General features: G+C 57.9%; 26 protein-coding genes and 1 other annotated feature. Of the genes, 14 read left to right on the top strand and 12 right to left on the bottom strand.

Features of this window, described 5'->3' with window-relative positions:
* Window positions 1-138: 138 nt before the first annotated feature.
* The 6 genes from OXR04_RS05510 (at window position 139) to spy (ending at window position 7,026) form a co-directional block, all read left to right on the top strand.
* Entirely contained in the window at window positions 139-1,359 is a 1,221-nt protein-coding gene (locus OXR04_RS05510) for an aspartate aminotransferase family protein (RefSeq protein ID WP_140925173.1), read from the top strand.
* Window positions 1,356-2,387, top strand: coding sequence for an arginine N-succinyltransferase (gene astA / locus OXR04_RS05505; protein ID WP_009090571.1), 1,032 nt, complete (start codon window positions 1,356-1,358; stop codon window positions 2,385-2,387). Before OXR04_RS05510 ends, astA begins: the two co-directional genes overlap by 4 nt.
* Window positions 2,384-3,853 (top strand): succinylglutamate-semialdehyde dehydrogenase, encoded by a 1,470-nt coding sequence (astD, locus tag OXR04_RS05500; protein WP_267369408.1) that lies wholly within the window; start codon window positions 2,384-2,386, stop codon window positions 3,851-3,853. The genes astA and astD overlap by 4 nt, the downstream gene beginning before the upstream one ends.
* Window positions 3,850-5,178 carry an N-succinylarginine dihydrolase gene (gene astB, locus OXR04_RS05495; protein ID WP_267369407.1) on the top strand — a complete coding sequence of 443 codons (1,329 nt, stop codon included), beginning with the start codon at window positions 3,850-3,852 and terminating at the stop codon, window positions 5,176-5,178. Before astD ends, astB begins: the two co-directional genes overlap by 4 nt.
* Before the next feature lie 50 nt (window positions 5,179-5,228).
* Window positions 5,229-6,224 carry a succinylglutamate desuccinylase gene (gene astE / locus OXR04_RS05490; protein ID WP_009090568.1) on the top strand — a complete coding sequence of 332 codons (996 nt, stop codon included), beginning with the start codon at window positions 5,229-5,231 and terminating at the stop codon, window positions 6,222-6,224.
* Between the two features lie 307 nt (window positions 6,225-6,531).
* The gene (gene spy / locus OXR04_RS05485; RefSeq protein ID WP_009090567.1) at window positions 6,532-7,026 is read left to right on the top strand and encodes an ATP-independent periplasmic protein-refolding chaperone Spy; all 495 of its coding nucleotides are present in this window, start codon (window positions 6,532-6,534) and stop codon (window positions 7,024-7,026) included.
* Window positions 7,027-7,099: 73 nt separating this feature from the next.
* On the opposite strand, the gene cho is transcribed toward spy, so the two are convergent.
* From cho to OXR04_RS05465, 4 genes are all read right to left on the bottom strand, one after another.
* The gene (cho, locus tag OXR04_RS05480; RefSeq protein ID WP_009090566.1) at window positions 7,100-7,960 is read right to left on the bottom strand and encodes an excinuclease Cho; all 861 of its coding nucleotides are present in this window, start codon (window positions 7,958-7,960) and stop codon (window positions 7,100-7,102) included.
* A 67-nt stretch (window positions 7,961-8,027) separates the two neighbouring features.
* Window positions 8,028-8,912 carry an aromatic amino acid DMT transporter YddG gene (gene yddG / locus OXR04_RS05475; protein ID WP_267369406.1) on the bottom strand — a complete coding sequence of 295 codons (885 nt, stop codon included), beginning with the start codon at window positions 8,910-8,912 and terminating at the stop codon, window positions 8,028-8,030.
* 60 nt (window positions 8,913-8,972) lie between these two features.
* Window positions 8,973-9,797 (bottom strand): ammonia-dependent NAD(+) synthetase, encoded by an 825-nt coding sequence (gene nadE / locus OXR04_RS05470; protein ID WP_140028465.1) that lies wholly within the window; start codon window positions 9,795-9,797, stop codon window positions 8,973-8,975.
* Window positions 9,798-9,915: 118 nt separating this feature from the next.
* On the bottom strand, window positions 9,916-11,118 hold the full coding sequence (locus OXR04_RS05465) for a multidrug effflux MFS transporter (RefSeq protein WP_267369405.1): 1,203 nt from the start codon (window positions 11,116-11,118) through the stop codon (window positions 9,916-9,918).
* Between the two features lie 296 nt (window positions 11,119-11,414).
* Between OXR04_RS05465 and osmE the strand changes: the two genes are divergently transcribed.
* Window positions 11,415-11,750 carry an osmotically-inducible lipoprotein OsmE gene (osmE, locus tag OXR04_RS05460; protein WP_009090559.1) on the top strand — a complete coding sequence of 112 codons (336 nt, stop codon included), beginning with the start codon at window positions 11,415-11,417 and terminating at the stop codon, window positions 11,748-11,750.
* A gap of 104 nt (window positions 11,751-11,854) precedes the next feature.
* Here the strand turns inward: osmE and OXR04_RS05455 are convergent, their stop codons facing one another.
* From OXR04_RS05455 to hxpB, 6 genes are all read right to left on the bottom strand, one after another.
* Complete coding sequence (locus OXR04_RS05455; protein ID WP_267369404.1) at window positions 11,855-12,265, bottom strand: DUF6515 family protein; 411 nt, start codon at window positions 12,263-12,265, stop codon at window positions 11,855-11,857.
* 187 nt (window positions 12,266-12,452) lie between these two features.
* Window positions 12,453-13,844 carry an L-cystine transporter gene (locus OXR04_RS05450; protein ID WP_046101717.1) on the bottom strand — a complete coding sequence of 464 codons (1,392 nt, stop codon included), beginning with the start codon at window positions 13,842-13,844 and terminating at the stop codon, window positions 12,453-12,455.
* 151 nt (window positions 13,845-13,995) lie between these two features.
* Entirely contained in the window at window positions 13,996-14,586 is a 591-nt protein-coding gene (locus tag OXR04_RS05445) for a metal-dependent hydrolase (RefSeq protein WP_150029995.1), read from the bottom strand.
* A 138-nt stretch (window positions 14,587-14,724) separates the two neighbouring features.
* Window positions 14,725-15,486: a 2-dehydro-3-deoxy-D-gluconate 5-dehydrogenase KduD gene (gene kduD, locus OXR04_RS05440; protein WP_046101719.1), complete on the bottom strand. Its 762-nt coding sequence runs from the start codon at window positions 15,484-15,486 to the stop codon at window positions 14,725-14,727.
* A 16-nt stretch (window positions 15,487-15,502) separates the two neighbouring features.
* Window positions 15,503-16,339, bottom strand: a complete 837-nt coding sequence (gene kduI / locus OXR04_RS05435; protein WP_058956577.1) for a 5-dehydro-4-deoxy-D-glucuronate isomerase — start codon at window positions 16,337-16,339, stop codon at window positions 15,503-15,505.
* Between the two features lie 174 nt (window positions 16,340-16,513).
* Complete coding sequence (gene hxpB, locus OXR04_RS05430; protein ID WP_058956576.1) at window positions 16,514-17,182, bottom strand: hexitol phosphatase HxpB; 669 nt, start codon at window positions 17,180-17,182, stop codon at window positions 16,514-16,516.
* Between the two features lie 144 nt (window positions 17,183-17,326).
* On the opposite strand from hxpB, the gene OXR04_RS05425 reads away from it, so the two are divergent.
* Window positions 17,327-17,863, top strand: coding sequence for a YniB family protein (locus OXR04_RS05425; RefSeq protein ID WP_009090542.1), 537 nt, complete (start codon window positions 17,327-17,329; stop codon window positions 17,861-17,863).
* A gap of 8 nt (window positions 17,864-17,871) precedes the next feature.
* Here the strand turns inward: OXR04_RS05425 and OXR04_RS05420 are convergent, their stop codons facing one another.
* Both OXR04_RS05420 and ghoS read right to left on the bottom strand, forming a co-directional pair.
* Window positions 17,872-18,765 (bottom strand): fructosamine kinase family protein, encoded by an 894-nt coding sequence (locus OXR04_RS05420; protein WP_009090540.1) that lies wholly within the window; start codon window positions 18,763-18,765, stop codon window positions 17,872-17,874.
* 78 nt (window positions 18,766-18,843) lie between these two features.
* Entirely contained in the window at window positions 18,844-19,164 is a 321-nt protein-coding gene (gene ghoS, locus OXR04_RS05415) for a type V toxin-antitoxin system endoribonuclease antitoxin GhoS (RefSeq protein ID WP_267369403.1), read from the bottom strand.
* 350 nt (window positions 19,165-19,514) lie between these two features.
* Between ghoS and OXR04_RS05410 the strand changes: the two genes are divergently transcribed.
* From OXR04_RS05410 to pheM, 6 genes are all read left to right on the top strand, one after another.
* Window positions 19,515-20,276 carry a DUF481 domain-containing protein gene (locus tag OXR04_RS05410; protein ID WP_009090538.1) on the top strand — a complete coding sequence of 254 codons (762 nt, stop codon included), beginning with the start codon at window positions 19,515-19,517 and terminating at the stop codon, window positions 20,274-20,276.
* A gap of 246 nt (window positions 20,277-20,522) precedes the next feature.
* A complete protein-coding gene (thrS, locus tag OXR04_RS05405; RefSeq protein WP_009090537.1) occupies window positions 20,523-22,451 on the top strand; it encodes a threonine--tRNA ligase in 1,929 nt (642 codons plus the stop codon).
* Between the two features lie 3 nt (window positions 22,452-22,454).
* The gene (gene infC, locus OXR04_RS05400) at window positions 22,455-23,006 is read left to right on the top strand and encodes a translation initiation factor IF-3 (RefSeq protein ID WP_033736278.1); all 552 of its coding nucleotides are present in this window, start codon (window positions 22,455-22,457) and stop codon (window positions 23,004-23,006) included.
* 100 nt (window positions 23,007-23,106) lie between these two features.
* Entirely contained in the window at window positions 23,107-23,304 is a 198-nt protein-coding gene (gene rpmI / locus OXR04_RS05395) for a 50S ribosomal protein L35 (RefSeq protein WP_009090535.1), read from the top strand.
* A gap of 40 nt (window positions 23,305-23,344) precedes the next feature.
* Entirely contained in the window at window positions 23,345-23,701 is a 357-nt protein-coding gene (gene rplT, locus OXR04_RS05390) for a 50S ribosomal protein L20 (protein ID WP_006118956.1), read from the top strand.
* Window positions 23,702-23,818: 117 nt separating this feature from the next.
* Window positions 23,819-23,944, top strand: a sequence feature (Phe leader region).
* Window positions 23,824-23,868 (top strand): pheST operon leader peptide PheM, encoded by a 45-nt coding sequence (gene pheM / locus OXR04_RS05385; RefSeq protein WP_106120997.1) that lies wholly within the window; start codon window positions 23,824-23,826, stop codon window positions 23,866-23,868. It overlaps the preceding feature by 45 nt.
* Window positions 23,945-24,002: the final 58 nt, after the last annotated feature.

The following is a 24,002-nucleotide window of genomic DNA, read 5'->3' as shown; positions in this document are numbered from 1 at the left end:
ACGTCAGGGTGACGATTTTATGCAGTTAATTCTCTGGCTGGCACGTTAACTGCACTCTACAGTAGGGCTGCATTACAACATCCCTTAACAATTTTAAAACAATAGCTTTACCCGACCGGGAAAGCAGGAGAATGGGTTATGGCACTGCACGTTTCACGTCACGATTTCGATCAATGGATGATGCCGGTTTATGCACCCGCGACATTTGTCCCGGTTCGCGCGGAGGGCTCAACCGTCTGGGATCAGAATGGCAAAGACTACGTCGACTTCGCCGGTGGCATCGCCGTGAATGCGTTAGGGCATGCGCATCCGGCATTACAACAGGCGTTGCAGGAGCAGGCCGCCCGTTTATGGCACACCGGCAATGGCTACACCAATGAGCCGATCCTGCGACTGGCGAAGCAGTTAATTGATGCCACCTTTGCTGACCGGGTCTTTTTCTGTAACTCCGGTGCGGAGGCCAACGAAGCGGCGCTGAAGCTGGCGCGCAAAGTGGCCCACGATCGGGTCGGCCCGCAGAAAAGTGGCATTGTGGCATTTAAGAATGCGTTTCATGGCCGCACGCTCTTTACCGTCACCGCCGGGGGACAGCCCGCTTACTCTCAGGATTTTGCCCCGCTGCCACCTGCCATCCAGCATGCCCCGTTTAATGACCTGGCGGCCGCGGCGGAACTCATTAATGACCAGACCTGCGCAGTGATTGTGGAACCCATCCAGGGGGAGGGCGGCGTACTGCCTGCCGATCCGGCGTTCCTGCGCGGACTGCGTGAACTTTGCGACAGGCATCAGGCCGTGCTGATTTTTGATGAAGTGCAGAGCGGCGTGGGCCGCACCGGTTCGCTTTATGCCTATATGCACTACGGCGTCACACCCGATGTCCTGACCAGCGCCAAAGCGCTCGGCGGTGGCTTCCCGATTGGGGCGATGCTGACGCGCAACGATCTGGCGAGCGTGATGGGTGTCGGCACACACGGCACCACGTATGGCGGTAATCCGCTGGCGGGCGCGGTGGCCGGTAAAGTGATGGAACTGGTCAATCAGCCGGACTTTATGACGGGAGTGACAGAGCGTCACCAGTGGATCGTCTCGGCTCTGGCGGAGATCAACCAGCGTCTGCAGCTGTTTAAAGAGGTGCGCGGCCTGGGCCTGCTGATAGGTGCGGTGCTGAGCGATGCGTATGCCGGCAAAGCCAAAGCGATTAACCTGGCTGCCGCTGAGATGGGCGTCATGGTGCTGATTGCGGGCGCGAACGTGGTGCGTTTTGCCCCGGCCCTGAACATCAGCGAGCAGGAGGTGAAGCTGGGTATGGCACGCTTTGCCGAGGCCTGTGAAAGTCTGGTACGAGGGTCCGCATCATGATGGTAATCCGTCCGGTTGAACGCGATGATTTAAGCCAGCTGATGACGCTGGCAGGCAAAACCGGCGGCGGGCTGACCTCGCTGCCGGTCGATAGCGCCACGCTTCAGGCGCGAATCGATCGATCGCTGCAAACCTGGCAGGATACGCTGCCGCGCGCTGAGCAGGGCTACGTCTTTGTGCTGGCCGACAGTGAAGATAATCGCGCGGTGGGCATCTGCGCCATTGAGGTGGCGGTGGGCCTGCAGGACCCCTGGTATAACTTCCGCGTCGGCACCCAGGTGCACGCGTCGAAAGAGCTGAACGTCTACGCCGCGCTGCCGACCCTGTCGCTGAGTAACGACCACACCGGTAGCAGCGAGCTCTGCACCCTGTTTCTCGACCCTGAGTATCGTGACGGCAAAAATGGCTATCTGCTGTCCAAATCACGCTTCCTGTTTATGGCTAACTTCCGTGACCGTTTTATGGAGCGGGTAGTCGCGGAGATGCGGGGCGTCAGCGATGAGCAGGGCCACTCACCCTTCTGGGAGAGCGTCGGCAGCCGCTTCTTCTCAATGGACTTCAGCAAAGCGGACTTCCTCAGCGGCACCGGCCAGAAAGCCTTTATTGCCGAACTGATGCCGAAACATCCGCTCTATATCGACTATCTGACCCCGGAGGCGCAGGCGGTCATCGGGCAGGTTCACCCGCAGACGGCACCTGCCCGGGCCGTACTGGAAGCGGAGGGCTTCCGCTACCTCAACTATATCGACATCTTTGATGGCGGCCCGACACTGGAGTGCGACATTGACCGCATCCGCGCCATCCGCAAAAGCCGGCTGCGCGGCGCAGAGCGGGGTGAAAATCCGGCGGATGCACCGCTCTGCCTGGTCGCCAATAACCATTACCGCCAGTTCCGTGTGGCGCTGATCCCGGCAGATGCCGACGGTGACAGCATAAAACTGACGGACGAACAGATGCGGGCGCTCCACTGCCAGCCGGGCGACAGCCTGCGGGTGGTGACGCTCTGCAAAGAGGAGAAAACAGCATGACGCACCTGATTAAGGGAGAGTGGCAGAGCGGCGAGGCAGAGCACCTGACGAAAGCGGACCCGGTGAGAGGGGAACCGCTCTGGCAGGGGCAGGCGGCTTCGGCAGAGCAGGTCGCCGCCGCCTGCGAGGCGGCGCGCGGCGCGTTTCCGGGCTGGGCAACCCGCCCGCTGGCGGAGCGCCAGGCCATCATCGAAAAATTTGCGGCCGGACTGGACGCGCAAAAAGCGGAGCTGGCCGACACCATTGCGCGTGAAACCGGGAAACCGCGCTGGGAAGCGCTGACCGAAGTGGCGGCGATGATCAATAAAATCGGCTTTTCAGTGAAGGCTTACCATAGTCGCACCGGTGAACAGCAGCAGGGCGAAAGTTCCCTGCGCCATCGTCCCCACGGCGTGCTGGCGGTGTTCGGCCCCTATAACTTCCCCGGTCATCTGCCAAACGGCCACATCGTGCCGGCGTTGCTGGCGGGAAACTGCGTGGTCTTCAAACCCAGTGAGCTGACGCCGCTGACCGCCGAAAAAACCGTGCGGATCTGGCTGGCGGCAGGCCTGCCTGCCGGTGTGCTGGGGCTGCTGCAGGGCGGACGTGAAACGGGCCAGGCACTGGCCAGCTGCAGCCAGATCGACGGCCTGCTGTTTACCGGCAGCGCCCATACCGGCTATCAGCTGCATCGCCAGTTTGCCGGTCAGCCTGAAAAGATGCTGGCGCTGGAGATGGGCGGCAACAATGCCCTGATTGTCGAGGATCCGGCGGACCTGGATGCGGCAGTCAACATCACGCTGCAATCCGCCTTTATTACGGCGGGACAGCGCTGCACCTGCGCCCGTCGCCTGCTGGTGAAGCGCGGAGCGGCGGGTGAGGCGTTTCTGCAGCGTCTGGTGGAGGTTGCAGGCCGGCTGCAGCCGGCGGCCTGGGATGCCGAACCGCCCCCTTTTATGGGCAGCGTGATTTCAACCGGCGCGGCAGAGAAGATCATGACGGAGTGGCAGCGGCGGGTGGAGGCGGGCGGCGAGGTGCTGCTGGCGATGCGCTGGCCGGATCGCCACAGCGCGATCCTGACGCCCGGCATCATTGATATCACCGGCGTGCAGGGCATTCCGGACGAGGAGGTTTTTGGCCCGCTGCTTAATGTGATCCGTTACGACACCTTTGACGAGGCGATAGCACTGGCGAACCAGACCCGCTACGGCCTGTCGTGTGGCCTGATCTCCCCCCTGCGCGCGCAGTTTGATCAGCTGCTGCTGGAGGCGCGAGCCGGCATCGTCAACTGGAACAAACCGCTCACCGGTGCCGCCAGTACCGCGCCGTTTGGCGGCATTGGGGCCTCGGGTAACCATCGGGCCAGCGCCTGGTACGCGGCAGACTACTGCGCCTGGCCGATGGCCTCGCTGGAGACGCCGGATCTGACGCTGCCCGCCACGCTTTCACCAGGCCTGGATTTCTCACCCCCGGAGACGTTGCTATGAAGGCCACCGAAGCGAACTTTGACGGTCTGGTGGGGTTGACCCACCACTATGCCGGGCTCTCATTTGGTAATGAAGCCTCAACCCGCAATCAGCTGCAGCCCTCGAACCCCCGTCTGGCGGCAAAGCAGGGGCTGCTGAAGATGAAGGCGCTGGCCGATATGGGGTTTGTGCAGGGGGTGATCCCCCCGCATGAGCGTCCTAATATCGCGGTGCTGCGCCAGCTTGGCTTCGGTGGCAGTGACGAGCAGGTACTGGCGTCGGCCGGGAAAACCGCGCCGGGCTTACTCTCTGCGGCCAGTTCCGCCTCGGCGATGTGGGTCGCCAATGCGGCCACCGTGTCGCCGTCAGCCGACAGCGGTGATGGCCGGGTTCACCTGACGGTGGCCAACCTGAACAATAAATTTCACCGCGCGATGGAAGCCCCGGAAACCGCCGGACTGCTGCGCGCCATCTTCCGCGACAGAGACCATTTTGCGGTGCACGATGCGCTGCCTCAGGTGGCGATGTTCGGCGATGAAGGGGCCGCAAATCACAACCGCCTGGGGGGCGACTATGGCGAGCGGGGCGTACAGCTGTTTGTCTATGGCCGTGACAGCAGCCATGAGGGGAAAGCCCCGCAGCGTTATCCGGCGCGCCAGACGCGCGAGGCCAGTGAAGCGGTCGCCCGTCTGCATCAGCTCTCACCTGAACACCTGCTGTTTGCGCAGCAGAATCCGGCGGTTATCGACCAGGGGGTTTTTCATAACGATGTGATCGCGGTGAGTAACCAGCAGATGCTCTTCTGCCATCAGCAGGCGTTTGTCGATCAGCCTGCACTGCTGGCGCAGCTTCGGGCACGCGTGCCCGGATTTGTGGCGCTGGAAGTGCCAGACAATCGGGTATCGGTAAAAGATGCGGTCGACACCTATCTGTTTAACAGTCAGCTGTTGAGCCGTCCCGACGGCACCATGATGCTGGTGCTGCCGGAAGAGTCGCGTCAGCATCCGGACGTCTGGCGTTACCTGTGCGAGCAGGTGGAAGGGGATGGGCCGCTGAAGGATCTGAAGGTGTTTGATCTGCGTGAAAGTATGTACAACGGCGGTGGGCCAGCCTGCCTGCGTTTGCGGGTGGTGCTGACGCCTCAGGAGCAGCAGGCCGTCAATCCCGCCGTGCTGATGAACGATCGGCTGTTCGCCGCCCTGAACAGCTGGGTCGACCGCCACTACCGCGATCGGCTGACCCAGGCCGACCTGGTGGATCCGCAGCTGCTGCGGGAGGGTCGTGACGCGCTGGATGAACTGACGAAGCTGCTAGACTTAGGAAATGTGTATGCATTTCAGCAGTGAAGGCGATGGCAGCACGGGCTGCCACCTGCCTGAGGCGTAAAGGAGGAACGATGCAGGACTTTTTGCAGCAGACGCTGTCCGGTGAGGCACCGCGAAAGCGCAGGGGTGAAACGGCGCATCTTCGCTGGCAGTGGTTGTATCACGGCATCCTGCTGATGGAGCCGGTTGTGCCCGTTAAGCAGGCGCTGGTGCTCTCCGCCGGGATCCACGGCAATGAAACGGCCCCGGTGGAAATCATGAATCAGCTGGTCAATGCGCTGCTTCGCGGCGAAAAGCCGTTACAGCAGCGGATGCTGGTGATTCTGGGCAATCCCTCTGCGCTGCGCACCGGCAAACGCTATGTCCGTTATGATATTAACCGGCTGTTTGGCGGACGCTGGCAGCAGGTGGACGATGGCGATGAGGCGCGCCGCGTGCTGCGGCTGGAGCAGGCGCTGGAGAACTTCTGGCTGCTGGGCGAATGCGATGAGACGCGCTGGCATCTCGATATGCACACGGCGATTCGCGGCTCATACCATCCGCAGTTCGGCGTCATGCCGCAAAACGATCGTCCCTGGCCTCCCGCGTTTCTCGACTGGCTGGCGGCTGCCGGTCTGGAGGCGCTGGTCTTTCATCGCGCGCCGGGCGGAACCTTTACCCATTTCAGCTGTGAACATTTCGGTGCGGCCAGCTGCACTCTGGAGCTGGGGAAGGCGCTGCCGTTTGGCGAAAACGACCTGAGCCAGTTCAGTGCGGCACAGCAGGCGCTGGCGGCGCTGCTCTTTGGTGACCCCATGCCCGCCACCCGCGTGAAGCCGCGCCACTATCGGGTTGCGCAGCAGATCACCCGGCTGAGTGAGCACTTCAGGCTGCATATGACGCCGGAGACGCTGAACTTTACCGCCTTTCCTCAGGGCACGCTGCTGGCCGAGGATGGGGATACCCGCTACTACGTGCAGCAGGCACGGGAATATGTGCTTTTCCCGAATCCCGGCGTTGCTGCCGGACTGCGTGCCGGCCTGATGCTGATTGAAGAGGGCGAACAGACCCAGGCGCTGCCTCTCTGACGGGGGCAGCTGACGGGTTACAGCGATCCGCGCTAAAAATCGGCAGGAAAGCGGGAGATCCTCTTCCGCTTTCCTGCCGAAACCCTTACACTCCTCCACGATTTCTGCGAAATTCGCTGTAAATTCATAAAGTTTTTCAATTCCTCACGCCTTTCTTCTCATTCTCTTCATGATTGCCGGATTTTTGTCTTTTATGCTTTCACGGCTTTACTCAGGCTCTGAGTAGTTGACGTTCAGCGTCGTATTCTTGTTTCCGAAGACGCGACAGAGTGCTGTCGTCATTATCATGAATCATAAGGACACTATTATGCGCAAACTGACTTCCCTGTTACTGGCTTCTTCGCTGGCGTTTGGTGCAGCCAGCGCCGTCCATGCCGCCGCGGATTCCCTGACGCCTCCGCCAGCCGGCAGCGAAAAAGCGATGCATAAGCCGCCAATGCGCCACGGCATGGAGATGATGTTCCATGGTCTGAATCTGACCGACGCGCAGAAAACCCAGATGCGCGACATCATGAAAGAGAGCCACAAAGATATGCAGCGTCCGTCACAGGATGATCGCCGTGCGATGCACGACATCATCGCGGCTGACAGCTTCGATAAGAGCAAAGCCGAAGCGCAGGCAGAGAAGATGTCTGCTAACGGTAAAGAGCATGCGCTGAAGATGCTGGAAACCCAGAACAAGCTCTATAACGTGCTGACGCCGGCGCAGAAGAAACAGTACAACGCCAACTTTGAGCAGCGCCTGACCGAAAAAGGCCCGCGCGAAGGCAACATGGCGCCACCGGCACCACCGGCTGAATAATCTGAGCTAAGCGGCGTTTCTGAGACCGCCGGTGCTGTCCACTGCAGGTAAGTGGACAGTACCGGCGGTTTTTTTATAGCGGCAGGATAGGGTAGTCACCCGAGAGGATAGGACGGCAGAGGATTTTGTAGCCGTCGTGATCGAATCCCCCTTTGGGCCGCTGCAGTTTTTTTGCCTCTTCCATGCTGCTGACCGACCCCAGATAGAACCAGTGGTCGATAACGTGGATCTGCGTCATCTGTTTGCCTTCTTCCACCAGCCCCACGGCTCCCTGCCACGGCCAGCAGAAGACCCGCACGTTCTCCAGCGCTTCCAGCAGCCGATCCTGGTGATCGCTGACCGGCTCTTTACCGCAGCAGGCCCCGGCACAGCGGCGCAGCGCCGAACGGAAGCAGCCCCGCTGAGGGCTCAGGGCTTCCAGACCCAGCAAACCGTGACAGAGCTGATACTCATCGGCGAGTTGCTTGAGCCGTTCCAGCGCAGCAAACCGGCTGCGATAGAGCCCGAAGAGATTAGGTGACTGGCTGAAATCGAGATCCTTTGCGTAGACCACTTCGGGTTTGCCGTGGGTGATCTGCAATGAACAGAGCTGCCGGTTTTTGCGCAGGCGTTTATTAAACAGCGGCTGCTGGGTTTTGATCATCTGTGCTTCCAGCAGCAGCGCGCCGAGATCGCCCGCGGTGGGGATCCAGCTGACGCGTCGCGACTGACGCAGCATCTTAGCCTCGTCAGGGGTGCGAAAATGGGACATCACCCGGGAGCGCAGATTCACGCTTTTGCCGATATAGAGCGGCAGCGACTCACTCTCGCCGTGGAAGGTGTAGACGCCAGGGTGATTCGGCAGGCCTTCCAGCCACTCACGCAGGTGTTCGGGATATTGATATAGCGCATTCGCGTCGGGTTCGAGGCGATGCGAGGCAGCACGTCTGACCAAAGTGGACTCCATTTACTGGTTGTCCATACAGCATAACAAACCGGTGAAATGATCGCCAGCCGTCTGATCAGCGCGGCCGTGTCGCCAGCCAGCAGATAAGGGAGCCCAGGGTAATCATCGCCACGCCCTGCCAGAAGGCGAGCGGCGGCGTCAGGCCGAGCCACAGCGATCCCAGCAGGGCCGACAGCACCGGCGTAAAGTAGGAGGCCGTCGCCAGCAGCGTCAGGTTTCCCTGCTGAATGCCGTGATTCCAGGCGGAATAGGCGATGGCGGTGGAGAGGCCGACAAACAGGACTTCCAGCAGCGGCAGCGGCGCAAAGGTCAGCGGCGTCGGGCTGACGGCAAATTTCAGCCACAGCGCCAGCGCGGTCAGGATAAAAAAGAGCGTGACGCCGTTGGCACCGCGCGCATACCGGCGGGTGAAATTGTTATAGAGCGCCCAGGTCAGGGCGGCCAGGAAGGCGAGAGCATAGGCGACGGGATTGCGCAGCATGTTCTGCCACAGCAGCGCCGGCGCGCCACTGCCGCTGCCTTTCATCACCCAGACGATACCCAGCAGCGACAGCAGCAGACCGGGCCACAGCCAGACGCGGAAACGCTGCTGATTAAACGGGATCGCCAGCACGATCGTCAGGCAGGGCCAGAGATAGTTGATCATCCCCAGCTCCAGCGACTCACGGCGATCGCTTGCCAGTCCGATAGCCAGCGCCAGCGCCATCTCATAGCCGACAAAGAGCGCACCGCCGATCCAGAGATAGATCGCAGGCATCGCCCCTGGCCTGGGCAGACCCCGGGTCAGGCAGAGCAGACAGGCGGTGGTGGTGTAGATCAGCGCCGCGCCGCCGGTGGCACCAAAGGCCTCGCTGACACTGCGCAGCAGGCCGACAGTGGTGCTCCAGAGCAGAATGGCGATAAGCCCGATCAGGGTGGCGCGTGAAACGGTGGCAGGCATGGAGCGATCAACAGCGTGAGTGAAAGGAGCCTCCCTTGCCCGTGCAAAGGAGGCGCAGGATTACTTCCAGAAATCGTCGAAAACCGTGATCGGCGGACGACGTTTGTGCTCGGTTTTGAGATACCAGCCTTCAATAATTTTCGCGCTGTCAGGATGGATACTTTTTCCTTCCAGATAGTCATCAATCATCTCGTAGGTGACACCCAGCGCCACTTCATCCTGCAGGCCCGGACGGTCATCTTCCAGGTCGGCGGTCGGCTTCTTCAGATAGAGGTGCTCCGGACAGCCGAGATGTTTCAGCAGCTGCTTGCCCTGACGCTTGTTAAGGCGGAACAGCGGGTTAATGTCGGTGCCGCCGTCGCCATATTTGGTGAAGAAGCCGGTCACCGCTTCCGCGGCATGATCGGTACCGACTACCACGCCTTTGGTCATGCCGGCGATGCTGTACTGCGCCTTCATGCGCTCACGCGCTTTTTCATTGCCGCGGATAAAATCGGACAGGGTAATCCCGGCCTCTTTCAGCGCGCGCTCGCTGGCCAGGACCGACTCTTTGATGTTAACCACCAGTGAGCGGTCAGGCTGAATAAAGGCCAGCGCGTCCTGGCAATCCTGCTCATCCGCCTGTACCCCATAGGGAAGACGCACGGCAATAAAGGTGTAGTCGTTATCGCCGGTCTCTTCACGCAGTTCCGTAATGGCCCGCTGCGACAGCGCGCCCGCCAGGGTAGAGTCCTGGCCGCCGCTGATCCCCAGCACCAGCGTTTTCAGTCCGCTGTGGCGTTTCAGGTAGGCTTTGAGAAAATCGACGCTGACCCGCACTTCCTGATCGGCGTCGATAGTGGGCTTCACACCCAGGGCTTCAATAATTTCCTGCTGCAGTGACATGAACTTCTCCTCAGGTCAGTGGCCTGTCGGCTCGATGCGAACGTGTTATTAAAGCTAACGTGCCTTCACGAAAACAACAAGCCAAAGCGCTAACTGATTCGCGCTAACCATTGCGAAATCAGTGAGTTTTTAGCTGAGGCTCGGGTTTTTTCGCCAGCACGGTAAACATTAAAATGGCCAGCATAAAGCAGCCGAAGATCGTGCCGCACATGCTCAGCACCGAGGTACCGCCGATGCCGGTGATGGGCACGGTAATCGCCCCCAGCGTGAACATGGTGACACCAATCACCGCAGAGGCGCTGCCAGCGCGATGGCCCTGACTCTGCATCGCCAGTGAGGAGGCGGTCGTGGCAATCACCCCATTGCTGGCGATGGTAAAGAACAGCGCGACCAGCAGCAGCGCCAGCGGGGCCTGAAACAGGGCGCAGAGCAGCAGCAGGCTGGAGGCGACAAAGGCCAGCGTCAGGCCGCCTTTCAGCACCCGATATTCGCCCCACAACGGGCAGAGGCGGGCGCTGGTCTGAGAGGCGATCACCAGACCGATGCCGTTGGCCGCAAAGCAGAAGCTGAACGCCTGCGGCGACAGACCGTAGAGCTGCTGCAGCACGAACGGAGAGGCGCCGATGTAGGCGAACATGCCCGACATCATAAAGCCCTGGGTCAGGCAGAAGCCCATGAAAGGACGATGGGTCACCACCTGGCCGAGCGCGGCGTAAGCGGAGAAGATCGATCCTTTGCTGCGGCGGGCTTCCGGCAGCGTCTCATGCAGCTTCCAGCGCGCCAGCAGGATCAGCAGAATGGCAATGCCGCCCAGCACCATAAAAATGCCGCGCCAGTCGACGATCGTCATCAGCACGCCGCCCAGCACCGGTGCGCCGATGGGCGCCAGGCCATTGACCAGCATCAGCAGGGCAAAGAATCGCGTCAGTTCATGACCACTGTACATATCGCGCGCTATCGCCCGTGACAGCACCGCGCCACCGGCCCCGGCTAAGCCTTCGAACAGGCGCGCCACCAGCAGCTGGTGGATATCCTGCGCCAGTGCGCAGCCCAGCGAGGCGATAAACAACAGCACCAGTGACAGGGTCAGCGGACGCAGACGGCCGAACTTGTCACTCATCGGGCCAAACAGCAGCTGGCCAACTCCCAGCCCCAGCAGGCCGGCGGTCAGACTCAGCTGAGCCGTGGCGGTTTCGGTGCTGAGGTCCCGCGCCATCTGAGGCAGAGCGGGCAGATAGAGATCGATACAGAGCGGGCCCAGTGCGGCCAGCAGGCCCAGCGTGATGGCATAAACCAGGCGGTTGGAGTGTGCAGGAGTCATTATTCCTCGGGGTCGTCAGCGATGGGGTGAAGAGAAAGCGGGCCAGCCTGCGCCAGAGAGCGTCCGGCAGTGCGGCGGGCACCCTGATCGGCATCCGCGCAGGACAGCGTCACGGAAACGGCGCAAAATCAGAGGGTTCGGATGCCGGGGAGTATACGTCTCTGTTGACAGCAAAACAGCCTTCTTTACGGAATCCTGACATTCCGTCTGCCACAAAAAGGCCGCCATAAACTTGATAAACCTGCATTTATGTTCCAGGCTTGATGCCACATGGACAATAAATGAGGAACAACAAGATGAAGAAGGTGATGGGATGTATCGCTGCGGCGCTGACACTGGCGGCACTGTCTGGTTGTACGACTTACGATCGTGCGGAAAGCTACGTGACTAAGCCAGTCGTTAAGGATGTTAAAAAGGGGATGACCCGCGATCAGGTTCGTCAGATCGCCGGTTCGCCTTCAACTGAAATTACCATGGTTCACGCGCGCGGCACCTGCCAGACATATGTTCTGGGTCAGCGCGACGGTAAAGCACAGACTTACTTCGTGAGCTATAACGACACTGGCCGTGTTATGAACTACGGCTTCCAGAGCTGCGCGGAATATGACACCGATCCGCAGGTTCAGCAGTAATCGCTGCTTCTGAATGGTAAACGGCCCGTCTTCATGACGGGCCGTTTTTCGTTGGGGCACTGTTTCATGCCCTCCGGCGCGAAGAGTGGATGGTAAGCCTGCCGTTACAATCCTGCCGGGCGCGGCACCTCGACATAATCGCCGTCAATCTGCCGCTGGTAGTAGTGGCCATCCTGCACATAAAAACGCCTGCCGTTAAAATCCAGCACCCGCATCTCACCGCTGATCCGCGTCTCTGGCGGTGGCGCCACCACCACATACTCCTCACCGTGACGCTGATAATAGTTGCCGTTAAGCAGGTAGTAGGTCAGCCCGCCAATCAATACGGCGGTGGCGGCCTCGGGCAGAAAGCGTAACGGACCTGGTCCTCCCCAGCGCGGAGCGGGGCCACCGTGCCGGCCCCATCCCTCATGCGGTCCCCATCCTCCTGGCGGGCCCCAGCCACCGGGATGCGCAGAAGCCAGAGCGGGCGCTAAGAGTGTCAGCGTCAGAAGTGAGGCGATCATTTTTTTCATCGGGCATTCTCCACAGACGAGTGGAGGCAGAATTCGCTTTTTACAGAAGAAAGACAAGCGCTAAAGCGGCGGATTTTCGCCTGTTTACCACGCTTAACGCTTTCTTAACGGCGTCGCCATGAACAGGGAAGATTATGGAGAGCGGGAAGGGATTAACCTGGCGCGGATGCGCCAGGTTGAGCAGAGATTAGCGGTGCGCCAGTTCGGCGTGGTCGTCACTTTCCAGCACGCGCCTGTCGGTCAGGCCTAACCAGCGGCTGGTGAGTGAACCGGCGGTCATGGAGCCATTGACGTTCAGGGCGGTACGGCCCATATCGATCAGCGGCTCGATAGAGATCAGCAGCGCAACCAGGGTCACCGGCAGGCCCATCGCAGGCAGCACAATCAGGGCAGCAAACGTCGCACCGCCGCCGACACCGGCCACACCGGCTGAACTCAGGGTGACGATCCCGACCAGCGTCGCAATCCACAGCGGGTCAAACGGGTTGATGCCAACCGTAGGCGCCACCATCACCGCCAGCATGGTCGGATAGAGACCGGCACAGCCGTTCTGGCCGATCGTGGCACCAAAGGAGGCTGCAAAGCTCGCCACAGACTCTGGCACGCCCAGGCGACGGGTCTGAGTTTCTACGCTCAGTGGAATGCTGGCGGCGCTGGAGCGGCTGGTAAAGGCGAAGGTAATCACCGGCCACACTTTGCGGAAGAAGCGCAGCGGGTTGATGCCGTTTACCGACAGCAGCAGGGCATGAACCGCAAACATTATCGCCAGGCCGAGGTAAGAGGCGACCACAAAACTGCCCAGCTTGATGATGTCCTGCAGGTTAGAACCGGCCACGACTTTGGTCATCAGCGCCAGCACGCCATACGGCGTCAGCTTCATCACTAAACGCACCAGCTTCATGACCCACGACTGCAGGGTGTCAATCGCCACCAGCACCCGCTGACCTTTCTCCTGGTCATCTTTCAGCAGTTGCAGAGCGGCCATCCCCAGGAAGGCGGCAAAAATGACCACGCTGATGATGGAGGTCGGACTGGCACCGGTCAGATCGGCAAACGGATTTTTCGGGATAAAGGAGAGCACCAGCTGAGGCACGCTCAGGTCGGAGACCTTGCCGACATAGTTGCTCTGGATCGCACTCAGGCGTGCGGTTTCCTGGACACCCTGCACCAGACCCTCCGCGCTGAGGCCAAACAGACCGGTCACGAAGACGCCGACCAGCGCAGAAATCGCGGTGGTAAAGAGCAGTACGCCAATGGTCAGTACGCTGATTTTTCCCAGCGACGAGGCGTTATGCAGTCGGGCGACCGCACTCAGAATCGAGACGAACACCAGCGGCATGACGACCATCTGCAGCAGCTGGACATAGCCATTGCCGACGATGTTAAACCAGCTGATCGACGCTTTGACCACGGCGCTGTTTTCACCGTAGATCAGCTGCAGCACCAGGCCGAACAGCACACCGATCACCAGACCGATCAACACTTTCTTCGACAGGCTCCAGCTATGGCGGCTGAAGCGGGAGAGTAATACCAGCAGCACCACGAAGGCCGCGATATTAAGCGTAAGAGGAAGGTCCATACCGAAACTCCAGAGTAATGCGGCCTGTCGTCCGGGAGAGGCCGCATAATGTTAATCACGAATTAAGACAGCAGGAATGGTAACAGCAGCCGGAGAGGCTGCCTTATATCCAAATGGCATGGTTTATAACTAACTGTTGATTTTTGCGGGTTTATTGCGCGGTATGACTGGAAATTAACCGTCCGACCCCATTCTGCAGCGTATCGAACAGCTGGCTCGGCCAGCCGTTTGCACCAAAGGAAGGCATTCCCACCGGAAACCAGAGCGCATAGCCCACCAGACCCAGACACAATACCCGCTCAAGCTGATTGCCTTTCTGGCTGCGCAGAATCGGCAGGCGGAAGCGCCAGCGGCAGGGCCACAGCAGTGGCACCCCGGCAGGCGTCAGCATATCGGCCACAATATGGCTGAGGTAGCCCAGGGTCAGACCCTGCAAGACATCAGGTGGTATGGGGGACGACTTGGGCAGGTTAATCTGAAAAAGCCATAAACCGGCGGCCACCGCCAGCAGGCTGTGGGTAAAGCCCCGGTGACCAAAAGCGCGCGCAATCGGCTGTGAGAGCCAGCGCAGCCGCTGTCCCAGCAGGGATTTAGGGTGATCGATGTCGGGCAACAGACATGTCAGCAGGGCTGAAGGAACGAGATGCCACCAGTCGGCCTGCGCCAGAACCGGGGTCAGCTCCGCACGTTTGGCAAAAATAGCGCTGGCAATGGCAAAAATGATGTGGCCTTCGCCCGTCATGATAGAACCTGGATGCTAAGAAACTGTCGATGCATCCAGTATAGGGATTTATCCAGTAAATGAGAACATGTGACGCTGTAACTAACAGTGAATTTTTTTACAAGGCGAGCCGCGGCATGTCACGGCTCACCCCGTTTTCTAGCGGGCCAGCCAGCCGCCATCAACCGCCAGCGTGTAACCATTAATATAGTCTGCTGCAGATGAGGCCAGAAAGACCACCGGCCCCATCATGTCATCCGGCACGCCCCAGCGGCCTGCCGGAATACGGTCAAGGATCTCAGCGCTGCGCGCCGCATCTTTGCGCAGGGGTTCGGTATTATCGGTCGCCATGTAGCCCGGCGCGATAGCATTAACATTGATGCCATGCCGTCCCCACTCGTTAGCCATCAGACGGGTTAAGCCCATGACAGCGCTTTTTGAGGCGGTGTAAGAGGGGACGCGAATGCCTCCCTGAAACGAGAGCATGGACGCAATATTAATGATTTTGCCGCCGCTTCCCTGCGCGATAAACCGCTGCGCGATTTGCTGTGAGAGGAAAAACACCGTCTTGCAGTTGATATTCATCACATCATCCCAGTCCTGCACGCTGAATTTCAGGGCATCCTCACGACGGATAATCCCGGCATTGTTGACCAGGATATCCACTCTGCCTGCCGCGGCGACCGCCTCTTCCGCGACCTGCGGGATGACCTCAGGAGACATCAGATCGGCTGAAACGGACCAGAAGCGGCGGCCAAGTGCTTCCACTTTATGCTGCGTGTCAGCCGGTTCGATGCGGTTGATGCCCACAATGTCGCAGCCAGCCTGCGCCAGCCCCAGTGCCATCCCCTGGCCAAGCCCGGTATTACAGCCGGTCACGATGGCGACTTTGCCTGTCAAATCAAATCTGTTCAGTACCATTCGGCTTGTCCTCCGCTTAACGCAGTTCGCTAATTCTGACCGCGTCCATATCATCAAAGACCTGATTCTCACCCACCATTCCCCAGATAAAAGCGTAACGCTGGGTTCCGACACCCGCGTGTATCGACCAGCTGGGAGAGATCACCGCCTGCTCGTTATGAACCAGCAGATGACGGGTTTGCTGCGGCTCTCCCATCATGTGGAAGACGGCGTGATCTTCACTCATGTCGAAATAGAAATAGACTTCCATGCGGCGTTCGTGGGTGTGACAGGGCATGGTGTTCCAGAGACTGCCCTCATGCAGCCTGGTCAGGCCCATCGTGAGCTGACAGGTAGGCAACACGTCGGGCACGATAAATTTGTGTATGGTGCGGCGATTAGCGCTTGCCGCATCGCCCAGCGTGGCGTTGACCGCCTCCTGCAGCGTGATCTTCCTGTCCGGAAAGGTGGTGTGCGCCGGTGCACTGTTGAAATAAAATTTTGCGGGCCGCGATGCGTCGAGGCTGCGAAACAGCAGATCGCGCGCCCCTTTGCCGATATAGAGCGCCTCTTCGTGACCGATTTCCCACGTTTTGCCATCCACCTCCACCAGACCCGGACCGCCAATATTGATCATGCCCAGTTCACGGCGTTCGAGAAACCAGGCGACGCCCAGCTGTTTGCCCATCTCATCCCCCATCGTGACCGGCTGATTCACCGGCATGACGCCGCCCGTAATGATGCGGTCAATGTGGCTGTAGGTCAGGGTGTAGTGATCGGCGGTAAATATCTTTTCAATCAGAAATGCCTGGCGCAGTGCGTCAGTGTCGAGTTGTTTAGCGTGATCGCTGTGAATGCTCTGGCGAATGTCCATCTCGTGCCCCTCTGGAGTCAGGTTATTCATCCCCCGATCAGGGGACGATGTGGGCATCTTAGGCAGGGTGAGACAGCGATTCAATAAAAATGAAACGCTGTTTTAATTTTTTGAGATTCAGATCAACCGCAGAATGCCTGAGCAAAAAAAAGCCCGCTTAAAGCGGGCGGGGGGTCAGCCTTTCAGATGCGTCGGGCTAAGCTGCGTCAGATTGTCCAGCCGGACATCCGCCAGCGCCCAGCGGGGATCGTCGCGGTGCTCAGCGGCAGGTACCACAATCGACCGCATGCGGGCCGCTTTAGTGGCGATCATGCCGTTAAACGAATCCTCCAGCGTGACGCAGTTCAGCGGATCGATTCCCAGACTGGCGGCGGCATTGAGATAGACCTGCGGATGGGGCTTGCTATAGGGCAGAGCTTCTGCGGAGGAGAGCACATCAAAATAGTGGCGCAGATTAAAGATCTCCAGCACCTGTTCCAGCATCGCCATCGGAGAGGCGGACGCCAGGCCAATCTTCAGTCCCTGCTCCTGACAGAGTTGCAGCGCGGTTTCCACGCCCGGCAACAGGGGGCGGGTCTGATCCACCAGCGTCATGGCGCGCACGATAATCCGCTCCGTGACCTCCTGCTGCGACGGACCCTGCCACGGCAGCGTTTCGTACCACATCCGCACCGTCTGGTCGATGCGCAAACCCAGCGTGTCGGGCATTTCACTGCGACGTGACAGGTCAACATCCAGCGTTGAAAAGATATCCAGCTCAGCCTGATCCCACAGCGGCTCAGAATCGATCAGTAAACCATCCATATCAAACAGGGCGGCGAGGACAGGGCGGTGATAGGGCATCAGAGGTCTCCTTTTAAAGTCGGTTTTACCATAGCATCATTCCCGGCTGGCGCACGCTTCGCCCGTCGGCCATGCTTTTTTTGGGAAATTTCTTCATTGGCAGGTAGACTTACGGCAAATCGGATTTCGGGTTCAGGAGATATTATGACCTATCAACAGGCTGGCCGCATCGCCATCCTCAAGCGTGTGGCAGGCTGGGTGCTCTTTCTGGTGGCGCTGCTGTCGACCATTATTTCGGTGCTGAGCTTTATGTTTAAGCACAGTGAGAAGCAGCCAGGTATCGACGCGGTAATGCTCGATTTTGTTCATGTTATCGTCGATATGCTTCGCTTTAACACCCCCTTCCTGAACATCTTCTGGCACAACTCCCCGGTGCCGGAATTTAATGGTCAGATGAACCTGGGATTCTGGCTGATCTACATCCTGATTTTTGTCGGACTGGCACTGGAGTCATCCGGCGCGCGCATGGGGCGTCAGGCCCGTCATGTCAGAGAGGGCATTGAAGATCAGATGATCCTGGAGCAGGCAAAGGGCAGCGAAGGGCGAAGCCGTCAGCAGCTGGAAGAGAAGGTGCGCGTACCCCGTCACACCATCTTCCTGCAGATCTTCCCGCTTTACATCCTGCCCGTGGTCATTGCGGTAGCCGGTTATTTCGTGCTGTCACTGCTCGGCTTTATCTGAGGGCGTCGTCAGGCCGGTCTGGCCTGACTGGCGCTCAGCGCATCCTCTTCCAGCAACTGGCCGATGGCGAACTGTGCGTCGTCCGGCCAGTGCCCGCCAAAGACGTTAGCCCGGTTCAGCAAATAGTAGAGCTGATAGACCGGCAGACGCTGCGAGAACCCATCCGGTAACGGCCAGACCGACTGATAGCCGTCGTAAATCTGACGCGGCAGGTCGGGGTACCAGCTCAGCATGGCTAAATCGCACTCCCGGTCGCCCCAGTAGCAGGCAGGATCGAATACCCAGGGGCCACTGTGGCTGCTGGCACAGTTAGCTGGCCAGAGGTCGCCATGCAGCAGCGACGGCTGCGGATGATGGGAGGCCAGCACCCGCTGCACGGCGGCAATGATCAGCTCGGTATCCCCGTAGAGCACCCCTTTTTCTGCCGCCAGCTGTAACTGCCAGCCGATGCGCTGCTCGGCAAAAAAGACCGACCAGCGGCGCAGCCAGCTGTTGGGCTGAGGAGTCGTGGTGATGTTGTTGTCGAAATCGAGACCGAACTGTGTCTGCTCGCTCCACTGATGAAGGTGCGCCAGCTGCTGCCCGAGCCGCCAGGCACTCTGCTCATCAAGTGGCTGAGGCGGAATATATTCCAGCAGCAGGAAACTCTCCTCGCGGTGCTGGCCTACGCCATAGACCTCCGGCACGCGAACCGTGCCTGTGCGCGCCAGCAGCGCCAGCTGGTCAGCTTCCCAGGTGAAGAGTGACAGCCTGTCCCGGCTGTTACTTTTGACGAACACGTCGTGATCACCGTAGCGGATACGCCAGGTGGGATGGATGTCGCCGCCGGCCAGGGCGTGACGTTCGGTGATTTCGGCATTGCCTAACTGCTCGCTTAACAGACGACTAATGGCTGACCACATTGGGCTATCCTCGTTATTCGCTGCGTAAGACAGATTGTACTGCGTAAATATTCACCAAAACCAGCCCGATTGCACCTCTTATTCTGGTGCGGAGCGGGTAGGGCGATGTTCAGCGGTGTCGCGCAGAAACGCTTCGAAGGTCGTCACGGTCACGTCCGGCCGCTGACCCAGCACGCTTTCACCCGCCGCAGTGGCCTGCTGCTGCAGCGCTTCAGACGACAGCGGGCTGACAATACCAAAGCTGTTGGTCCCGAGTTCATGCGGGTGGCCCTCATCGTCAGCCAGGGTGGTGGTGAAACCGGCCGCCGTCATGGCGCTGGTCAGCTCCAGGATGTCGCTTAATCCCGACTCCTGATAGTGAAAGGTCACGATATAGCGTGTTAAGGCGTTGTTGCTCATGAGGCACCTCCGGGCAAGGGAAACTGAACTGAGCGTAGACCATGGTGAAAAATCAGGCGAATTATGAAGGGGATGCGCGGTGTCTGCCGTGATGCCGGACGTAAATTCCTGTCAGGCAGGTGCGCGGGGGTGGAAAAATCTTCTGCGGCTACGGCTATCTTTTCACTTTCGCAGCACTATAATGCGCGACGTTAATCAGATGAGTCCCAATTAACACGTGTTGCAGGGCTGATTCCACGCATTTCGGGTGAGTTAATATTTTTTTACAAAACTTACCGTAAATTGCATTGAATGCCGGGCAAAACGCTTCAGACTCTTCGTTTTTTAAACTGTCGCACGGATCACATTTAATGAAAGCCTATAACAAGCTGTCTGCTGTTCTTCTGCTCTCCGCCGGAGCATTTTGTCACCAGGCACTGGCCGATAACGCCGTATTCACCTCAATGGATGACCCCTCTACGGCGAAAAAGCCGTTTGAAGGCTCAGCTGCTGCGGGATACCTGGCGCAAACCGGTAACACCACCAGTTCATCAATGACCGCTCAGACCAATATGACCTGGTATCAGTCATCAATGGCTTACAGCTTGTGGGGTAACGCGGCCAACACCTCGTCAAACGATGAGCGCTCTTCCGAGACCTATAGCATCGGCGGCCGTTCACGTTACAACGTCAGCAACTATGACTACCTGTTTGGTCAGGCGAGCTGGTTAAGCGATCGTTTCAATGGTTACGATTCGCGCGACGTTCTGACAGCCGGTTACGGTCGTCAGATCCTGAACGGTCCGGTGCATTCACTGCGTGCGGAATTTGGTCCGGGTGTGCGCTACGACGATTTCCACGATGGCGGCCACGAAACCAAAGCGCTGGGCTATGGCGCGGTCAGCTATCAGTGGCAGCTCACTGACACCACCAAATTTGTCCAGGGTGTGTCTGTACTGAGCAGCTTCGGTGAAGATACCACCGTGAACTCTGAAACCGGCCTGCAGGTGGCAATTAACAGCCACTTCGCCCTGAAGCTGGCGTACAACGTGACCTGGAACAACAATCCGCCGGAATCTGCGCCGGATCGCACCGACACCAAAACCTCGGTTATGCTCTCCTACGCGATGTAAGCGCAATTTTACCCGTGGTCTGCCCGGCGGCCTGACACTCTGTCAGGCCGCTTTTTTTTGATCTCTCCACGGCTTAGCAAAAAGGGGATGGTTTTTCTCGACCAGGAAAACTGCTATCATCTGCCCCGCACGGCAATCCTGGCGACATTCCGACAATGTGGGTCTGATGTTACGCCAGGTCACCCATTTTACATGACGTTGCATGTAGGCTTTCGTGTGGCCTACCACTGCAAATAAGGATTAGAAATGCCTGTAATTACGCTTCCTGATGGCAGCCAGCGTGTGTTCGACCGCCCTGTCAGTGTGATGGATATCGCGCTGGACATCGGGCCGGGTCTGGCGAAAGCCTGTATCGCTGGCCGCGTGAACGGTGAACTGGTTGATGCGGTCGATCCCATCACCGAAGACGCCGCCGTGGCGATTATCACTGCAAAAGATGAAGCCGGTCTGGAAATCATCCGTCACTCCTGCGCGCACCTGTTAGGGCATGCCATCAAGCAGCTGTGGCCGGATACGAAAATGGCGATTGGCCCGGTCATTGATAACGGCTTCTATTATGATGTCGACATCGATCGTACGCTGACCCAGGAAGATATCGACCTGCTGGAAAAACGCATGCATCAACTGGCTGAGACCAACTACGATGTGGTGAAGAAAAAGGTCAGCTGGCAGGAAGCCCGTGACGTCTTTGCGGCGCGCGGCGAAATCTACAAAACCACCATTCTTGATGAAAACATCAGCCACGACGATAAGCCTGGCCTCTATCATCATGAAGAATATGTCGACATGTGCCGCGGTCCGCACGTGCCGAACATGCGGTTCTGCCATCACTTTAAACTGCAGAAGATCTCCGGTGCCTACTGGCGCGGCGACAGCAGCAACAAGATGCTGCAACGCATCTATGGCACCGCATGGGCAGACAAAAAGCAGCTGGCAGCCTATCTGCAGCGTCTGGAAGAGGCGGCAAAGCGTGACCATCGCAAGATTGGTAAGCAGCTGGATCTCTACCACATGCAGGAAGAAGCACCCGGTATGGTCTTCTGGCATAACGACGGCTGGACCATCTTCCGCGAACTGGAAGTGTTTGTCCGCAGCAAGCTGAAAGAGTATCAGTACCAGGAAGTGAAGGGTCCGTTCATGATGGACCGCGTCCTGTGGGAAAAAACCGGGCACTGGGAAAACTATAAAGAAGCGATGTTCACCACCTCTTCTGAGAACCGTGAATATTGCATTAAACCGATGAACTGTCCGGGACACGTTCAGATCTTTAATCAGGGTCTGAAATCGTACCGTGACCTGCCGCTGCGTATGGCCGAGTTCGGTAGCTGTCACCGTAATGAGCCATCAGGTGCGCTGCATGGCCTGATGCGTGTACGCGGCTTTACCCAGGATGATGCCCACGTCTTCTGTACAGAAGAGCAGGTGCGTGACGAAGTGAACAGCTGTATCCGCATGGTTTATGACATGTACAGCACCTTCGGCTTCGAAAAGATTGTGGTCAAACTCTCTACCCGTCCTGAGAAGCGCATCGGCACCGATGAGATGTGGGACCGCGCCGAGGAAGATCTGGCTGCCGCGCTGAACGAAAACAACATTGAGTTTGAGTTCCAGCCAGGCGAAGGTGCCTTCTACGGCCCGAAAATTGAGTTTACCCTGTACGATTGTCTTGATCGCGCCTGGCAGTGTGGAACCGTTCAGCTAGACTTCTCCCTGCCAAAACGTCTTGAAGCGACGTATGTGGGTGAAAATAACGATCGTCAGACGCCTGTGATGATTCACCGTGCGATTCTGGGATCGATGGAACGCTTCATCGGTATTCTGACCGAAGAATTTGCTGGTTTCTTCCCAACCTGGCTGGCACCACAGCAGGTCGTGGTCATGAATATTACCGATGGACAAGCGGAATATGTTGAGTCTTTAACGCGTAAGCTGCAGAATGCTGGCATTCGTGTGAAGGCAGACTTGAGAAATGAGAAGATAGGCTTTAAAATCCGCGAGCACACATTACGTCGCGTCCCTTATATGCTGGTCTGCGGTGATAAAGAGGTGGAAGCAGGCAAAGTTGCCGTTCGCACCCGCCGTGGTAAAGACCTGGGGTCGATGGATGTCGATCTCTTTGTTGAGAAGTTACAACAAGAGATTCGCAGCCGAAATCTTCATCAACTGGAGGAATAAAGTATTAAAGGCGGAAAACGAGTACTACCGACGCGTCCGAACAAAATTAACAGCGAAATCCGCGCAACTGAAGTGCGCTTAACGGGCATGGATGGCGAGCCACTTGGCATCGTCTCATTACGCGAAGCTCTGGAAAAAGCCGAGGAATCGGGTGCTGACTTAGTCGAAATTAGCCCGAACGCCGAACCGCCGGTTTGCCGTATTATGGATTACGGCAAGTTCCTCTACGAAAAAAGCAAATCTTCTAAGGAACAGAAGAAGAAGCAAAAAGTTATTCAGGTTAAGGAAATTAAATTCCGTCCTGGAACCGATGATGGCGACTATCAGGTCAAACTACGCAACCTGATTCGCTTTCTGGAAGATGGCGATAAAGCCAAAATCACGCTGCGTTTCCGTGGTCGTGAGATGGCGCACCAGCAGATCGGTATGGAAGTGCTTAACCGCGTCCGTAAAGACCTGTGTGAAGATCTGGATTTGGCCATTGTCGAATCCTTCCCTTCGAAGATCGAAGGCCGCCAGATGATCATGGTGCTCGCTCCTAAGAAGAAACAGTAGGCTTTCAAGTAACATTAACCGCGCAGCGTTCGCGTTGTGCGGTTTTCTGTTCGCCTGTCTGGGTCATGTTATCAACAATGCGAAGTGGATATTTTTAAAAATGCCAAAGATTAAAACTGTACGTGGCGCGGCTAAGCGCTTCAAGAAGACCGCTTCTGGCGGCTTCAAGCGTAAACACGCAAACCTGCGTCATATTCTGACCAAAAAATCTACTAAGCGTAAACGTCACCTGCGCCCTAAAGGCATGGTGTCAAAAGGCGATCTGGGTCTGGTTTCTGCCTGCCTGCCGTACGCATAAGTCCATTTTTTTAAACAGAATATAGAACAGGAGAGCTCACATGGCTCGCGTTAAACGTGGTGTAGTTGCTCGCGCACGTCACAAAAAAATCTTAAAACAAGCTAAAGGCTATTACGGTGCACGTTCACGTGTTTACCGCGTTGCCTTCCAGGCTGTTATCAAAGCTGGTCAGTATGCTTACCGTGACCGTCGTCAGCGTAAGCGTCAGTTCCGTCAGCTGTGGATCGCGCGTATCAACGCAGCGGCTCGTCAGAACGGCATGTCTTACAGCCGTTTCATCAATGGTCTGAAAAAAGCAGCCATTGAGATCGACCGTAAGATCCTGGCCGATATCGCCGTATTCGACAAAGTGGCCTTCACTGCACTGGTCGAAAAAGCGAAATCAGCTCTGGCGTAAGTCAGATGAAAAAGGGAGCTTGCTCCCTTTTTTATTGCCTGTAAGCTGCGCAAAAGATTGACATTTTCGTCTCCGCGCATTTCAATAGTGCCCTCGTAAAGCATGACAAGGTAACTGCAAGCATGAATGCTGCTATTTTCCGTTTCTTTTTTTACTTTAGCGCCTGACATCCGGGGGCTTTTGCGCATAAGAAAAGAAACGAAAAATCGCGCTAAAAGCCTCCCTCGTGGAGGCTTTTTTGTTTCTGGCGTTAGCATACTGGACCGGCAGGTCCCAACAAGAACTGACCAGCCTGACTGGA

Origin of the sequence: Pantoea sp. GM_Pan_3, assembly GCF_026541045.1 — a bacterium.
Taxonomy (GTDB): Bacteria; Pseudomonadota; Gammaproteobacteria; order Enterobacterales; family Enterobacteriaceae; genus Pantoea; species Pantoea anthophila.
Note: the sequence above shows the minus strand (reverse complement) of the source record. Positions and strands in the feature narration are given on the sequence as shown.

Bases quoted from the DNA above. Each gene is read 5' to 3' on its own strand.
- OXR04_RS05455 (WP_267369404.1), bottom strand. From the start codon at position 12,265: ATGAAAAAAATGATCGCCTCACTTCTGACGCTGACACTCTTAGCGCCC.
- osmE (WP_009090559.1), top strand. From the start codon at position 11,415: ATGAAGAAGGTGATGGGATGTATCGCTGCGGCGCTGACACTGGCGGCA.
- spy (WP_009090567.1), top strand. From the start codon at position 6,532: ATGCGCAAACTGACTTCCCTGTTACTGGCTTCTTCGCTGGCGTTTGGT.
- rplT (WP_006118956.1), top strand. From the start codon at position 23,345: ATGGCTCGCGTTAAACGTGGTGTAGTTGCTCGCGCACGTCACAAAAAA.
- kduD (WP_046101719.1), bottom strand. From the start codon at position 15,486: ATGGTACTGAACAGATTTGATTTGACAGGCAAAGTCGCCATCGTGACC.
- OXR04_RS05410 (WP_009090538.1), top strand. From the start codon at position 19,515: ATGAAAGCCTATAACAAGCTGTCTGCTGTTCTTCTGCTCTCCGCCGGA.
- astD (WP_267369408.1), top strand. From the start codon at position 2,384: ATGACGCACCTGATTAAGGGAGAGTGGCAGAGCGGCGAGGCAGAGCAC.
- thrS (WP_009090537.1), top strand. From the start codon at position 20,523: ATGCCTGTAATTACGCTTCCTGATGGCAGCCAGCGTGTGTTCGACCGC.
- hxpB (WP_058956576.1), bottom strand. From the start codon at position 17,182: ATGCCCTATCACCGCCCTGTCCTCGCCGCCCTGTTTGATATGGATGGT.
- OXR04_RS05465 (WP_267369405.1), bottom strand. From the start codon at position 11,118: ATGACTCCTGCACACTCCAACCGCCTGGTTTATGCCATCACGCTGGGC.
- OXR04_RS05445 (WP_150029995.1), bottom strand. From the start codon at position 14,586: ATGACGGGCGAAGGCCACATCATTTTTGCCATTGCCAGCGCTATTTTT.
- OXR04_RS05420 (WP_009090540.1), bottom strand. From the start codon at position 18,765: ATGTGGTCAGCCATTAGTCGTCTGTTAAGCGAGCAGTTAGGCAATGCC.
- astA (WP_009090571.1), top strand. From the start codon at position 1,356: ATGATGGTAATCCGTCCGGTTGAACGCGATGATTTAAGCCAGCTGATG.
- astB (WP_267369407.1), top strand. From the start codon at position 3,850: ATGAAGGCCACCGAAGCGAACTTTGACGGTCTGGTGGGGTTGACCCAC.
- yddG (WP_267369406.1), bottom strand. From the start codon at position 8,912: ATGCCTGCCACCGTTTCACGCGCCACCCTGATCGGGCTTATCGCCATT.
- rpmI (WP_009090535.1), top strand. From the start codon at position 23,107: ATGCCAAAGATTAAAACTGTACGTGGCGCGGCTAAGCGCTTCAAGAAG.
- astE (WP_009090568.1), top strand. From the start codon at position 5,229: ATGCAGGACTTTTTGCAGCAGACGCTGTCCGGTGAGGCACCGCGAAAG.
- kduI (WP_058956577.1), bottom strand. From the start codon at position 16,339: ATGGACATTCGCCAGAGCATTCACAGCGATCACGCTAAACAACTCGAC.
- OXR04_RS05425 (WP_009090542.1), top strand. From the start codon at position 17,327: ATGACCTATCAACAGGCTGGCCGCATCGCCATCCTCAAGCGTGTGGCA.
- OXR04_RS05450 (WP_046101717.1), bottom strand. From the start codon at position 13,844: ATGGACCTTCCTCTTACGCTTAATATCGCGGCCTTCGTGGTGCTGCTG.
- ghoS (WP_267369403.1), bottom strand. From the start codon at position 19,164: ATGAGCAACAACGCCTTAACACGCTATATCGTGACCTTTCACTATCAG.
- nadE (WP_140028465.1), bottom strand. From the start codon at position 9,797: ATGTCACTGCAGCAGGAAATTATTGAAGCCCTGGGTGTGAAGCCCACT.
- OXR04_RS05510 (WP_140925173.1), top strand. From the start codon at position 139: ATGGCACTGCACGTTTCACGTCACGATTTCGATCAATGGATGATGCCG.